General features: G+C 69.4%; 10 protein-coding genes. 5 read left to right on the forward strand and 5 right to left on the reverse strand.

Annotated features, from left to right (window positions below):
* Positions 1 to 96: 96 nt before the first annotated feature.
* From BZG35_RS13865 to rpoH, 5 genes are all read left to right on the forward strand, one after another.
* Positions 97 to 666 (forward strand): heme NO-binding domain-containing protein, encoded by a 570-nt coding sequence (locus BZG35_RS13865; protein WP_077356377.1) that lies wholly within the window; start codon positions 97 to 99, stop codon positions 664 to 666.
* Complete coding sequence (locus BZG35_RS13870; RefSeq protein WP_077356382.1) at positions 663 to 2,489, forward strand: response regulator; 1,827 nt, start codon at positions 663 to 665, stop codon at positions 2,487 to 2,489. The genes BZG35_RS13865 and BZG35_RS13870 overlap by 4 nt, the downstream gene beginning before the upstream one ends.
* A 57-nt stretch (positions 2,490 to 2,546) precedes the next feature.
* A complete protein-coding gene (gene fba / locus BZG35_RS13875; RefSeq protein WP_077356384.1) occupies positions 2,547 to 3,632 on the forward strand; it encodes a class II fructose-bisphosphate aldolase in 1,086 nt (361 codons plus the stop codon).
* Positions 3,633 to 3,661: 29 nt separating this feature from the next.
* Entirely contained in the window at positions 3,662 to 4,639 is a 978-nt protein-coding gene (locus BZG35_RS13880) for an RluA family pseudouridine synthase (protein ID WP_253189354.1), read from the forward strand.
* Between the two features lie 245 nt (positions 4,640 to 4,884).
* Positions 4,885 to 5,772: an RNA polymerase sigma factor RpoH gene (gene rpoH, locus BZG35_RS13885; RefSeq protein WP_077356388.1), complete on the forward strand. Its 888-nt coding sequence runs from the start codon at positions 4,885 to 4,887 to the stop codon at positions 5,770 to 5,772.
* Positions 5,773 to 5,791: 19 nt separating this feature from the next.
* Here rpoH and BZG35_RS13890 read toward each other — a convergent pair whose 3' ends face one another.
* The 5 genes from BZG35_RS13890 to BZG35_RS13910 form a co-directional block, all read right to left on the reverse strand.
* Positions 5,792 to 6,598: a PleD family two-component system response regulator gene (locus tag BZG35_RS13890; RefSeq protein WP_077356390.1), complete on the reverse strand. Its 807-nt coding sequence runs from the start codon at positions 6,596 to 6,598 to the stop codon at positions 5,792 to 5,794.
* 81 nt (positions 6,599 to 6,679) lie between these two features.
* Positions 6,680 to 7,975, reverse strand: coding sequence for an adenylosuccinate synthase (locus tag BZG35_RS13895; RefSeq protein WP_150126045.1), 1,296 nt, complete (start codon positions 7,973 to 7,975; stop codon positions 6,680 to 6,682).
* A 78-nt stretch (positions 7,976 to 8,053) separates the two neighbouring features.
* Positions 8,054 to 9,208, reverse strand: coding sequence for a phosphoserine transaminase (locus tag BZG35_RS13900; protein ID WP_077356392.1), 1,155 nt, complete (start codon positions 9,206 to 9,208; stop codon positions 8,054 to 8,056).
* Position 9,209: 1 nt separating this feature from the next.
* Complete coding sequence (locus BZG35_RS13905; RefSeq protein WP_077356394.1) at positions 9,210 to 10,130, reverse strand: DnaJ C-terminal domain-containing protein; 921 nt, start codon at positions 10,128 to 10,130, stop codon at positions 9,210 to 9,212.
* Positions 10,131 to 10,229: 99 nt separating this feature from the next.
* A complete protein-coding gene (locus BZG35_RS13910) occupies positions 10,230 to 13,964 on the reverse strand; it encodes a glycoside hydrolase/phage tail family protein (RefSeq protein ID WP_077356396.1) in 3,735 nt (1,244 codons plus the stop codon).
* Between the last annotated feature and the right edge of the window lie 5 nt (positions 13,965 to 13,969).

Below are 13,969 nucleotides of genomic sequence, written 5' to 3' on the forward strand. Positions count from 1 at the left end.
GCCCGCTCGTCCGCGCCGCATCACAGATTTACCGACCCCGTTAAGACGCTGTTGGCATTACGTCGATACACGTGCGCGCGAGCAGCGGGGGACGTGATGAAGGGCGTGGTTTTCAATCTCCTGGAAGAGACGGTGACCCGGGCGTTCGGGGCCGACACCTGGGACCATCTGGTCGAGACGTCCGGCGTACATGGCGCCTACACCTCGCTCGGCAACTATCCGGACGATGAGATCGAGGCACTGGTCGCCGCCGCGATGCAGGCCCTCTCGCTGGATCGCGACCAGGTTCTGCGGTGGTTCGGCCAGCAGGCCATTCCGGTGCTGAACGAGCTTTATCCCGCCTTCTTCGACGGGCCGTCATCGGCGCGGGCGTTCACCGCCGGCATCAATACGATCATCCATTCCGAGGTCCGCAAACTGTACCCGGACGCGGCCTGTCCACATTTCCGCTTGCGGGACGCTTCGGACGGCGGGCTGGTGATGGACTATCTGTCGTCCCGCAACATGTGCGCCCTCGCCCAGGGCTTTGTGGAAGGCGCGGCGGCGCAGTTCGGCGAGCGGGTCGAATTTCGTCATGTCGCCTGCAAGACCAAGGGGGACGCGCATTGCCGTTTCGAAATTCTGTGGACGGCAGAGGTCGATGACGGGCGGGCCCAGGCGGCGTGACTCCCGCGCCGGCCCCCTTTTCTGATCCGGAGGACCCAGCCGCGCGCATCGCCCGGCTCGAGAGCCGACTGGCGCGCGAGCGTCAGGCCCGTGCGGCGGCCGAGGCGATCGCCGAACAGGGCACCCTGAACCTCTATCGGCAGCAACAGCGCCTCGAACTGCTGCAGAGCATCGCGACGACCGCGAACTCGGCGGATCGACCCGAAGAGGCCTTCCGTCTGGCCCTGGCCCGCATCTGCGAGTTCACGGGCTGGCCGACCGGACATGTGTATAATTTCGCAGACGGCGAGCGGCGCGTCCTGAGTTCATCGGGCATCTGGTTTGGGGCCGACCCCGAACGCTACGCGCCCTTCCGCGCCGCGTCGGCCGAAACCATCTTCGAATCGGGGGTCGGTCTGCCGGGCCGTGTGCTCGAGTCCCGCGCGGCCCTGTGGCTCGAGGACGTCACAGTCGAGGTCAACTTCCCCCGTGCGGCGGCGGCCCAGGCCAGCGGCCTGAGAGCAGGCTTCGCCTTTCCCGCCCTGATCGGAGACGAGGTGGGGGCCGTCCTCGAGTTCTTCCAGCATCAGCCGGCCGCGCCGGACGCTGAGCTCCTGGACACGCTGAGCCAGATCGGGATCCAGCTGGGCCGGGTCGTCGAACGCTATCGCAACGCCCAGCGTCTGCAGGTGGAACGCGACGCCGCCGAGGCCGCCAGTCGCGCCAAATCGGCCTTCCTTGCGGTCACCAGTCACGAGGTCCGTACCCCACTGAACGCGGTGCTGGGCCTGGCCGAGGCCCTGCGGCGGGAGCCGCTCACTCCCGCCCAGCACGAACTGAATGACGGCGTGCTGGCTTCGGGCGCCATGTTGCTCCGGCTGCTCAACGCCGTGCTGGACATGTCCAAGATCGAGGCGGATCAGGCCACCGCCCTGATGACGGAGTTCGACATCGGGGCCAAGGTTCTGGACGTGGTCATGATCTGGACCCCCCGAGCGGTAGAAATGGGACTGACCCTCTCCCTCGACACCTCGGGCCTCGAGCTTCGACGCCTGCGCTCCGACGAGGGGCGGATCGAGCAGACTCTGGTCAATCTCATTTCGAATGCGCTCAAGTTCACCCCGGCGGGAGGCGAGGTAAGGGTCTGCGCGTCCAGCGTCGGCGACCGGTTGCGGCTTGAAGTCATCGACGGCGGACCGGGCCTCGCCGACGAGGACCGCGAGCGCGTCTTCCAGCCGTTCGAACAGACCGCCGCCGGCCGCGCGGCAGGCGGCGCAGGCCTGGGTCTGGCGATCTGCGTCGGCAACGTGCGCCTTTTGTCCGGGGACATGGGAAGTGACCGGTGTCGCGACGGAAGGAACCGGTTCTGGTTCGAATGTCCGGTCGGTACGGCGCTGGACGACGCAACCGCCTTGGCCCCGTCCCTCCCCTTGGCACCGGGCCTGAAGGTCCTGGCGGCCGAGGACAACGCCGCCAACCGGCGCGTCCTGACGGTCTTGCTGGCCCCGGCCGGCGTCGAATTGACGTTCGCGGAGAACGGGCAAGAGGCGCTGGAAGCGCTGGAGCGCGCCCGCTTCGACCTCGTGCTGATGGACGCCAACATGCCGGTCATGGACGGGGTCGAAGCGGTCTCGCGCATCCGCGCGGGCAATCTGGCCGGTGAAACCCCGGTCCACATGCTGACGGCCAATGCTTTTGAAGACGATGTGCGTAAATACCTGGCCGCCGGTGCCGACGGGGTCCTGACCAAACCCATCCAGTTGCCGCAGCTGTTCGCGGTTCTCGCCGGATGCGGAGAGGCTTCCACCTCCGAGACCGGGGCCTCGTCCTGTAACACTGCGTGACTTCGCGCAGCTCGGACGCTAGACCACCGCTAAACAATCGGGCTCAGGAGATACCCCATGGCGCGCATCACGCTGCGACAGCTTCTCGACCACGCGGCCGAGAACGACTACGGCCTGCCGGCCTACAACATCAACAATATGGAGCAGGGTCTGGCGATTATGGAGGCGGCCGAGGCGGTCAACGCCCCGGTCATCATCCAGGCCAGCCGGGGGGCCCGCAGCTACGCCAACGACATCGTCCTGGCCAAGCTGATCGACGCCTTGGCCGAGCTGTACCCGCACATCCCGGTCTGCATGCACCAGGACCACGGCAACGGCCCGGCGACCTGCGCCACCGCCATTCAGTACGGCTTCACCTCGGTGATGATGGACGGCAGCCTGAAGGAAGACGCCAAGACCCCCGCCGACTACGACTACAACGTCGACGTCACCCGCCGCGTGGTCGAGATGGCCCACAGCTGCGGCGTCTCGGTCGAGGGCGAGCTGGGCGTGCTGGGCAGCCTTGAAACCGGCATGGGCGAGGCCGAGGACGGCCACGGCTTCGAGGGCAAGCTGGACCACGCCGACCTGCTGACCGATCCGGACCAGGCCGTCGACTTCGTCAGCCGCACCAAGGTCGATGCCCTGGCCATCGCCATGGGCACCTCGCACGGGGCCTACAAGTTCACCCGCAAGCCGGACGGCGAGGTGCTGGCCATGAACGTCATCGAGGAGATCCACCGCCGCCTGCCCGACACCCACCTGGTGATGCACGGCTCCTCGTCGGTGCCGCAGGACCTGCAGGACATCATCAACGAATACGGCGGCCAGATGCCCCAGACCTGGGGCGTGCCGGTCGAGGAGATCCAGCGCGGCATCCGGCACGGTGTGCGCAAGGTCAACATCGACACCGACAACCGCATGGCCATGACCGGCGCGGTGCGGAAGGCTCTGGCCGAGAAGCCCGGCGAATTCGATCCCCGTTACTGGATGAAGCCCGCCAAGGAGGCCATGCGCAAACTCTGCGCCGAACGCTTCCAGCAGTTCGGCTGTGAGGGTCAGGCGTCCAAGATCCGTCCGATGTCCACCGCCCAGATGGCCAAACGCTATGCCTCGGGTGCGCTCGATCCGGTCTACGGGCGTGAGCTGAAAGCGGCCTCCTGATCGAGCCGATCGAGTCTCCGGTCGAAGACATCGACGACGAGGGCGATCTCATCGAGATCGTCCTCGAGGCTTCCGGCGCGCGTCTGGACAAGGCCCTGGCCGACGCCGCGCCGACCCTGTCGCGCGCCCGGCTCCAGGCCCTGATCGCCGAGGGGGCCGTCAGCCTGAACGGCCGACCGCTCACCGGCGGCTCGGCCAAGGCCCAGGCCGGCAGCTACGCCATCCTGATCCCCCCCCTGGCCTCAGCGACGCCCCTGCCCCAGGCCATTCCCCTTGCCGTCCTGTTCGAGGACGCCGACCTGATCGTCGTCGACAAGCCCGCAGGCATGGCCGCCCACCCGGCCCCGGGCACCCCCGACGGCACCCTGGTCAACGCCCTGCTGCACCACTGCGGCGCGTCCCTGTCCGGCATCGGCGGCGTCGCCCGACCGGGGATCGTCCATCGCCTGGACAAGGACACCTCCGGCGTGATGGTCGCCGCCAAGTCCGATCGCGCCCACGCCGGCCTGTCCAAACTGTTCGCCGCCCACGATATCGAGCGCACCTATACCGCCCTGACGCGCGGGGCCCCCGCTCCGGCCATCGGGCGGATCGAGACCCTGATCGGCCGGTCGTCGTCCGACCGCAAGAAGATGGCGGTGCTGAAGTCCGGCGGGCGCACCGCCATCACCGACTATGTCGTCCAGGCCCGCTACGCCGTTCCGGCCAAGTCCGGGGCCGCCCCCCTGGCCGCCCGCGTCGCCTGCACGCTGCACACCGGCCGCACCCATCAGATCCGGGTGCATATGGCCTCGAAAGGCGCCCCGATCCTGGGCGACGCCACCTATGGCTCCGGCAGCCCCGCCGTCGCGGTCCGCGAAGCCATCGCGGAAGCCGGCTTGATCCGTCAGGCCCTGCATGCGTCCGTCCTGGGATTTGTGCATCCGGTGACGGGCCAGGCCCTGCGCTTCGAGACCGATCTGCCGCCCGACATGGCCCGCCTGGCGTCTTTGCTGGCCGACCTCTGACCCCTCGGCCGCAACCCCGCCCCGCCTCGGCGATAGTGCGTATTGATTAACTACGCACTGACTGCTATACATCCTCGAGAACGGTGCGAGTGGCGCCGGGGTCACGGTCACGCATCTGTGTGACGATCCGCCTCTGACAAAGACGGCAACCCATCGCTACTTGTCCGGTTGAGGGGTGAGGAGACGGTGCGCGTTCGGCGGCCGCCTGCGTCGAGCCTGCTCTATCTAGGTTCGGAGGGACCAATATGGCTGTAATGAAATCACTCGCGGTGATGTCGCCTGAACAGGGACTGTCGCGATACCTGACGGAAATCCGCAAGTTTCCGATGTTGACCAAGGACGAGGAGTTCATGCTCGCCAAGCGCTGGTCCGAGCATCAGGACTCCGAGAGCGCGCACCGCCTGGTCACGTCCCACCTGCGCCTCGTGGCCAAGATCGCTATGGGCTATCGCGGCTACGGCCTGCCGATCGGCGAGGTCATCTCCGAGGGCAACGTCGGCCTGATGCAGGCCGTCAAGAAATTCGATCCGGACAAGGGCTTCCGCCTGGCGACCTACGCCATGTGGTGGATCCGCGCCTCGATCCAGGAATACATCCTGCGCAGCTGGTCGCTCGTGAAGATGGGCACCACGGCGGCGCAGAAGAAGCTGTTCTTCAACCTGCGCAAGGCCAAGAGCCAGATCTCGGCCTTCGAGGAAGGCGACCTGCACCCCGAGCACCTCTCGGCCATCGCGACCAAGCTGGGCGTGTCCGAGGAGGAGGTCACGAACATGAACCGCCGTCTCGGCGGCGACGCCTCGCTGAACGCGCCGCTGCGCGTCGACGGCGAGAGCGAGTGGCAGGACTGGCTGTCGGATGACACGGCCGTGTCGCAGGAAACCGCCCTGGCGGATTCAGAAGAGAAGTCCCTGCGCATGGGCCTGCTGCAGGAAGCCATGGGCGAGCTGACCGAGCGCGAGAAGCACATCCTGACCGAGCGTCGCCTCAAGGACGACCCGGTCACGCTCGAAGAGCTGGCCGGCCAATACGGCGTCAGCCGCGAACGCGTCCGTCAGATCGAGGTGCGGGCGTTCGAAAAGCTGCAGAAAGCCATGCGCGCCGCGGCCGAAGAGCGGAACCTGGTCGACGCCTGACGGCGCCGCGCTGGGAGGGCTATCCCGTCCGCCCCAGGAGCTCGGGCGGGGCCAGGGCCAGCAGAGCGTTGATCGGAGCGTCCAGGCTGACCTTCGTGGGTGCGCCCTGGGCCAGAACACCCTCCAGTCCGGCGGTCGCCACCGCCAGACGCGCGTCCGAGGTCTTCATCGCCAGGGCCTTCAGGGTCTGGGCCTGCTGTTTGATGGCCCGCACGGCCTGCATGGGATCCTTGTCGAACTGAGCCAGCGATGAGGCCAGGATCCGCATCGCCTGATCCTTGACGGCGACAGCCGCCTCCGCCGGCGTGGCCGGCTTGTCGGCGGTGCGCTTCTGCGGACCGGCATATTCGCCCGAGTTGAAGCGCCGCCGATCCGGACCGACATAGCCGACTGCCTCGATCCAGTCGCGCGGCTTCAGAGCCACGTTCTCGATCCGCCGGAAAAGGTCGGCCGTCGTGAACGGCTTGCGCAGGAACTCGTGGATACCGGCGTCTCTCGCGCCCTTGATGGAGCTGGCGGTCGCGTCCGCGGTCATCATGATGATGGGCACCCCGCGGCAGGCCAGGTTGGAGCGACGGATCCGGCGCGCCAACTGTTCGCCGTCCAGTTTCAGCCCGGCCCGTTCGGTGAAGATCAGGCCCGGCTCCATCTCGCGCGCATATTCCATGACCCGGTGCTCGTCGGACTCGGTCACCACTTCGCGCGCGCCGAGGCTCTTCATGATGTCGAGCAGAAGGCGCGCCGACGCCTGGTTGGGGTCAGCGATCAGGACCCGTCTTACGACGGGCTCTATACGGCTCAGGGTCTTGGCATCGGCAGCGAACACGCGGGGCTCCGGGAAGTCTGAACCCCTTGCTTAGACCAGACCCGGTTAAGGCCGCGTTGAACCGAAACGGGATTCTTCGGCTCAGCCGAGGAAGGGATCCCGGATCAGGATGGTGTCGTCGCGTTCGGGGCTGGTGGACAGCAGGGCCACCGGTGCCCCGATCAGCTCCTCGATGCGGCGCACGTATTTGATCGCATTGGCATTCAGGTCCTTGAAGCTGCGCGCGCCCGCCGTCGTCTCGCTCCAGCCCTCCAGCTCCTCGAAGACCGGCTCGGCCGCCGCCTGGGCGTTCAGGCTGGACGGCAGATAGTCCAGCACCTCGTCCCCGACCCGATAACCGACGCAGATTTTCAGCGTCTTCAGCCCGTCCAGGACGTCGAGCTTGGTCAGGGCGATGCCGTCGATGCCGTTGATGGCCACCGACTGGCGCACCAGAACGGCGTCGAACCAGCCGCAGCGCCGCGCCCGCCCGGTGTTGACCCCGACCTCGCGCCCTACGGTCGCCAGATGCTGCCCGATCTCGTCCTTCAGCTCGCAGGCGAAGGGCCCCTCGCCGACCCGGGTGGTATAGGCCTTGACGATCCCGAGCACATAGCCGACCCCGCGCGGCCCGATGCCGGATCCCGCCGCCGCCTGTCCGGCCACCGTGTTCGACGACGTGACATAGGGATAGGTGCCGTGGTCGACGTCCAGGAAGGCCCCCTGGGCACCCTCGAACAGCACCCGCTTGCCGGCCTTCTGCGCCTGGTCCAGCACCCGCCAGGCCGGCTTCACATAGGGCAGGATCTTGGGCGCGATCTCCAGCAGCTGCGCCAGCAGCGCCTCCGGATCGATCGGATCCAGCCCCAGGCCCGCGCGCAGCGGATCATGGTGCGACCGCAGCCGCTCGATCTTGACGGTCAGGTCGTCGGCGTTCGCCAGGTCGCAGACCCGGATCGCGCGCCGCCCGACCTTGTCCTCATAGGCCGGGCCGATGCCCCGCCCGGTCGTGCCGATCTTGGCCCCCGGCGCGCTGGCGGCGGCTTCGCGCGCCACGTCCAGCGCAGGATGAATCGGCAGGATCAGACACGCATTGTCGGCGATGGTCAGGATATCCGGATTGATCGAAACGCCCTGCGCCTCGATCTTCTCGATCTCGCCGACCAGATGCCAGGGATCGACGACCACGCCATTGCCGATGATCGAGGGCTTGCCCTGCACCACGCCGCTGGGCAGCAAGGCCAGTTTGTAGACCTTGCCGTCCACGACCAGCGTATGTCCCGCGTTGTGGCCGCCCTGGAACCGCACGACCATGTCGGCGCGGTTGGACAGCCAGTCCACGATCTTGCCCTTGCCCTCGTCGCCCCACTGGGCTCCGACCACCGCCACGTTCGCCAAAGTTTCGTCTCCGCTGAATGCGGGAGGGCTATAGCGGGGGAATGGACGAATGTCGTCCCGACCGGGACGATTAAAGCGTCACAGCTCGCCGACCGCCACGCCAAACGCCCAGTCCAGCCACGGCGTCGCCGCCACCACGTCCTCGGTCTCGACCGTGCAGCCGCACCACAGCCGCAGGCCCGCCGGCGCATTGCGGTGGCTCTCGACGTCGAAGGCCGCGCCCTCGGCCTCCAGCAGCCCCTTCATCCGCTTGACGAACCCCTGCCGCCCCGCCTCGTCCAGCGCCGTCACGCGCGGATCGACGATCTTCAGACAGACCGAGGTCGTCGACCGCGTCGCCGGATCGACCGCCAGGCTTTCGATCCAGTCGGTCCGCTCGACCCAGGCCTGCAGCGCCGCCGCATTGGCGTCCGTGCGCCGGATCAGCTCGCTCAGGCCGCCCACCGACTGCGCCCACTCCAGGGCGTCGATCCAGTCCTCCAGCGTCCACAGCGAGAAGGTGTTGATCATCGTCCCGGTGGCCAGGGCCCGATCGAACCCCTTGCCGTCCCGCAGCCGCAAAACCTTGGGCACGGGCCGGGGCGGCACGAAGGAGTCCAGCCGCTCGACCGCGCGCGGCGACATCGCCGCCACCCCGATCCCGGCCTCGCCCCCCAGCGCCTTCTGGAAGCTGAAGGTCACCACATCCAGCCGCGAGAAATCGATCGGCATGGCGAAGGCGGCCGAGGTCGCGTCGCAGATCGCCAGCCCGGTCCGGTCCTTTGAGATGAAGTCCGCATTGGGCACCCGCACGCCCGACGTCGTCCCGTTCCACGGAAACACCAGATCCTTGTCCGGATCGACCCGCGCCAGGTCCGGCAGCTCGCCCCACGGCGCCTCCAGCAGCTCCAGACCCTCCAGCTTCAGATGGTCCCTCGCGTCCACCGCCCACTGCTTGCCGAAATTCTCGAACGCCATGACCTGGACCGGCCGCTGGCCGAGCATGTTCCACATCGCCGCCTCGACCGCCCCGGTGTCCGACCCGGGCAGATAGGCCAGCACCCAGTCCTCGGGCACTTCCAGCACGGCCTGGGTCAGGCGCAGGCCATGGGCGAACCGCTCCACCACCTCTGGCGCGCGGATGCCTCGCCCCAGCAGGTCCTGCGGCAGGCCTTCCGAGGACCAGCCCGGCCGCTTGGCCGTCGGCCCGGCCGAGAACCACGGCCGCTCCGGTTTGACGCTCGGCTTGTCCATTTCAGCTCTTCCCGGGCTTGTAGGGCCGGCTCGAGCGCCAGTCCTCCGCGATCCGCTGCAATATCGGATCGACGGTCTCGGGCAAGGTCACGATCAGTCGCGCCTTCAGATCGCCCCGCGCGCCGCCGACGAAGGCACCCCGGCCTTTGAGACGCAGGGTCTGGCCCGAGTTCGACCCCTTGGGCACCGTCACCGATACGGTCCCGTCCGGCGTCGGGCACTCCACCTTGCCGCCCAGGACCGCGTCGGGAACCGAGATCGGCAGGTCCATGATCAGATCCGCCCCCTCGACCCTATAGATCGGGTGGGTCGCCAGTTTCAGCTCGATCAGGGCGTCGCCCGCTTCGGTCCGTCCGGGCGAGCCCTGGCCCCGCAGCCGGATCACCTGGCCGCTCGTCGCGCCCTTGGGGATGGTGACGTCGAGCGTCCGCCCGTCCGAGAACTGGATCCGCCGCGTCGCTCCGCCGATGGCATCTTCCAGGCTGATCTCCAGAGTCGCCCGCACGTCCTGCCCGCGACCGATCCCCCGGCCGGGCCCCCGCGCCGTGCCGGCCCCGCCGAAGCGGCCGAAGATCTCTTCCAGATCCAGATCGTCGAACGCCGCACGTCCGCCGGGGCCACCGGTGCCGAAGCCCCCGAACCCGCCCGTCGATCCGCCACCCTGGGTTCCGGCACCATAGCCGCCGCCGTATTTCTGCTGGCCGTCGGCATCGATGTGGCCCGCGTCGTACTGAGCCTTCTTGTCGGGATCGCTCAGGATGTCGAACGCCGCCGAAGCCCGCTTGAACCGCTCCTCGGCCTTGGCGTCGCCCGGGTTCTTGTCGGGATGCAGTTCCTTGGCCAGCTTGCGGAAGGCCGCCTTGATGTCGGCGGCGTTCGCCCCACGGGACACGCCCAGTTCCTTATAGGGATCGCCCGCCACGCCGTTCGCCGCTCCATCAACAGGTCAGTCGGCCCCGCGCTGAACAAGCCGGGCCGTTGTCCTGTCAGTTAGGGCATGCACCGCGTGGCGCAATGTTTTTCAGGCCGCCAGCGGGCGAACCGCCTCCCGACCCCAGCCCCATTCGGCCCCGTATTGCGCCACGGCGACCCGCGCCCCCGCCCCCGGCCCGCCCGGAAAGTCGGCCGTCACGTCGGCTGCGGCATAGACGCCCTCCAGGCCCTCGACCTCGAACACGCGCCGTTCGACGATCCCGTCCAGGATCCTGACGCGGAACCGGCGGGGATCGACCTCGACCGGCTCGAGCTCCCAGCCGTCTCCGCCCAGGCGGGATCGCGGCAGCCAGCGCAGCGTGATCCCCGCCTCGCCCGCCACCGCGCTCAGCCCCGTCGGGCTCCACGGCCGCGCGAAGACGCCCTCGAACCGGAATCCAACCTCCGTGAACCCGGCCCCGCCCGGTGACGAGCCAGCGGGTCCCACCCGCGCCAGGCGTCCCAGGTGTCGCTCCGCCGGGCCCAGATCGAAACGCGCCGTGCGATCGTCCAGGACCACCACGACCGCACCGGCGGCCGCGCCGACCGCCGCCTCCGACTCGGTGCCCTGACGCCCGCGCAGCAGACGCCTCAGCCGCCACAGACCCGGCGTCACTTCCGCCGCCTCGGCGAAGGACAGCAGCTCCCAGCCCACGGCCGTCTCAACCGCCAGCAGGGTCCTGCCGCCCAGAGCCGTCTCGGGATCGACCGAAACGGGGGCCGCGCCCTCCATCGCCACCATCACCGTATTGACCGCGTCCCACCGGTCGACTGGCCCCGCCCCAAGGTGCTGGACCAAGCGCCCGACCGTCGCGGGGGTATCGACGATCCCCCTCTGGGTCAGCCCGCCCGTCGTCTCGCCGACATGGATCGCCATCGGCCGCCAGGGATCGACCGCCACCGCCACGATCGGCCGCGTCTCGGCCTCGGCGCCTGGGAGCGCCGGCAGGTCCAGCACCCGCACGAACGGCCGACCCACCGGGTCCACCCCGCCCACCGGGCGGGACGGGCCGTCTTCTTCCGGCGCGCCGACGTCGATCCGGCGGATCAGCGACGCCGTCGGAGCCTCGTCCAGCGCGATTCGCCCGATCCGCCACGCGCCGGCCTCGCCCTCGACCGTGACCGTATCTCCCGGCTCCAGCCGCAGCGACTCCAGCGGCCCCAGCCGCAGTGTCAGTTGATCCGCCCCCTCCGTCGCCAGGGTCCGCTCAGCCAGCGCCCGCGCCAGCCCCGCCCCGCACACCGCCGCCAGGTCCAGATCGATTCCACCCCCGCCCGCGTCCGCCTCCGCGCGCACGACCACAGCCCCGGTCTGATAGTCCGCCCCATCGTCAATGAAGCGGACCCGCGCCGTCTCCGGCCGCGCCTCCAGCGCCCGCTCCCGCAGCGGCCCGGACGCCGCCTCGCCGAGCGCCAGCCCGTCCAGCGTCAGCGCCACGCCCGCCGCCTCGGCCGCAATCAGCGCCACCCGCCCATCCCGTTCGGCCGCCACGAGGTTGAACGCCCCCAGCAGCGGCTCCAGCGCATCACGCGTCCGCATCGGCCGGTCGATCACATAGCCGGCGACGCGCCCGACCGGCTGCCCGATCTCGACATCATCGTCTGCCAGGCCCCCGCGTCTCAGCATGGCTCCCAGCAGCCCCGTCGCATCCCCGCCCAACCGCCCGTTCAGCCAGTGCCCGGCCCGCCACGCCCCGGCATCGGCCCAGACGCCGCTCAGCCCCGGAAACGCCGGATAGGGCCGCGCATCCCAGCACCACGCATCCGCCCCTTCCAGCATCGGCCCGCCATAGACCGCCGACACCGGGTTGTGCTCCGCCACCGCGAAATGCCCCAGCACCGCCTCCAGCGCCCGCCGCTGCATCGTATCGTCCCGCGCCCCGGTCGAATGGGGCGGCAGGAAGCTCTCGCTCGACTTGGGGTCCTGGAACAGGTTCGGCGCATTGCCGCCCCGGTCGACCGCCGCGCAGCCGAACTCTGTCAGCCGGATCGGCTTCATTCCCGGCGCCCAGGCCGTCGGCGTCGCCGCCCGCACCCCGCCCGGCCGATCATGGTGGGCGTTTGCCCACCAGCCCTTCAGGTCCTTGGCCCGGAACACCCAGTCCTCGCCATGCGCCGTATCCACGATTGGCGTCCGCGTCTGGGCCGCGCGGTCGGCGTCGCTGGCATAGAACCAGGCGAACCCCTCCCCGCCCGCGACCTGACCGGCCAGATAGGCTGCATCGTCCGGCCCGGCGAAGCGCGCGCCATCCACCCCGCCGGCACCGCTGCGCCAGTCCCCCAGCGGCGGATACCAGTCGATCCCCACGTAATCGATCGCCGCATCGGCCCACAGCGGATCCAGATGAAAGATCACATCCCCTGACCCGTCGTTTGGCCGGTGCCCCGCATATTCCGACCAGTCGGCCGCATAGGACAGGGTGACGTCCGGGCCGACCAGCGCCCGGCACTCGCCCGCCAGCGTCCGATATCGCGCCACCGCCGGATAGCCACCCGCCGCGTCGCGGGTCCAGGTCAGTCCCCGCATCTCCGACCCGATCAGCAGCCCGTCGCACCCGGTCTCGGCCGCCAGGGCCGCATAGTGGCGCGCCAGCCGCCTCAGCCCCCAGCCGTCCGCCGTCCCGAACAGGGCCTCCACCTCGGCCGCCGCCCCCGCCCCGTCCGCGCCCTTGATCCGGCCCCGCCAGGGATAGGCCGCCTGCCGCAGCCCGCCGTAAGGATCGGGCAAAGCATTGTCCGCCGGCACATCCATGAAGACGAAGGGATACAGGGTCACCGCCCAGCCCCGCGCCTTCAACGCCGCCACCGCCTGCCGCACACTCGCGTCCGACGGCGTGCCCCCATAGGCGGAGGCCCCGTCCACCTCGGAAATCAGATGCGCGCTCCCTCGATCCAGCCCCGCCACCGACCAGGTCAGGGGCTCCGTCGGCTTGTCGCGCCGCTCCACCCCCGGCCGGACGACGCAGTGGCCGGCCCTCAGGTCGGTCCCGAACCAGCCGATCACCAGACTGACCCGTTTTAGGTTCGGCAGCTGCGCCGCCAGCTGATCCAGCGAGGCGATCAGGTCGGTCCGCCCGTCGCCCAGATGGACATTCTCCGCCGCCGTCCTTGTCAGCCCCTCGCGCCGCATCACCGGCTCGGTCGCCAGCACGAACTCCCCCGCCCCGGGGATCAGACAAACCCCCTCCAGCCGCGCCTCCAGCCCCTCCGCCTCTGGCCGCCGGAACACCTCGAAAGACAGCTGCGGCAGCCGATCGCCATACGGCCCCAGCGCCAGATCCTCAAACACCACATAGGCGGTGCCGCGATAGGCCGGGGCCGCCCCCTCCACCGCCTCGATCAGCGGATCCGGCGTCTGATCCTCGGTGCCGCGATAGACCCGCATGGCCACGCCCGCCTGATCCATCGGCTGACCGTCGGCCCAGACTCGGCCGATGCCGTCGATCGGCCCCTCGCACAGGGCCACGGCGAAGCTCAGCGAATAACCGTAGTCGACCGTCCGGGGTCCGCTCTTGGACGCCCCGCCCCCGGTCTTGCGCTCCCGGAACCGCGCCGCCCAGATGACCTGGCCCGTCACCCGCGCCCGCCCGAACACACAGGCCATCGGCGACCCTTCCGCCGTCGACTGCAGCTTCAGCGTCTCCAGCCGGGGCCCGACCTGCCGCGCCGGCGACAGGGCGTTCACCAGACTGCGATCCACCGCGCTGCCCAGCGCCGCCCCGATCGCCTGCCCGACCCCGCCCCCGATCGCCTCGCCGACGCCGCTCAGGATCACCTGCGCCATGATCT

The organism is Brevundimonas sp. LM2 (assembly GCF_002002865.1).
Taxonomy (GTDB): domain Bacteria; phylum Pseudomonadota; class Alphaproteobacteria; order Caulobacterales; family Caulobacteraceae; genus Brevundimonas.

Bases quoted from the DNA above. Each gene is read 5' to 3' on its own strand.
- BZG35_RS13865 (WP_077356377.1), top strand. From the start codon at position 97: ATGAAGGGCGTGGTTTTCAATCTCCTGGAAGAGACGGTGACCCGGGCG.
- fba (WP_077356384.1), top strand. From the start codon at position 2,547: ATGGCGCGCATCACGCTGCGACAGCTTCTCGACCACGCGGCCGAGAAC.
- rpoH (WP_077356388.1), top strand. From the start codon at position 4,885: ATGGCTGTAATGAAATCACTCGCGGTGATGTCGCCTGAACAGGGACTG.
- BZG35_RS13900 (WP_077356392.1), bottom strand. From the start codon at position 9,208: ATGGACAAGCCGAGCGTCAAACCGGAGCGGCCGTGGTTCTCGGCCGGG.
- BZG35_RS13910 (WP_077356396.1), bottom strand. From the start codon at position 13,964: ATGGCGCAGGTGATCCTGAGCGGCGTCGGCGAGGCGATCGGGGGCGGG.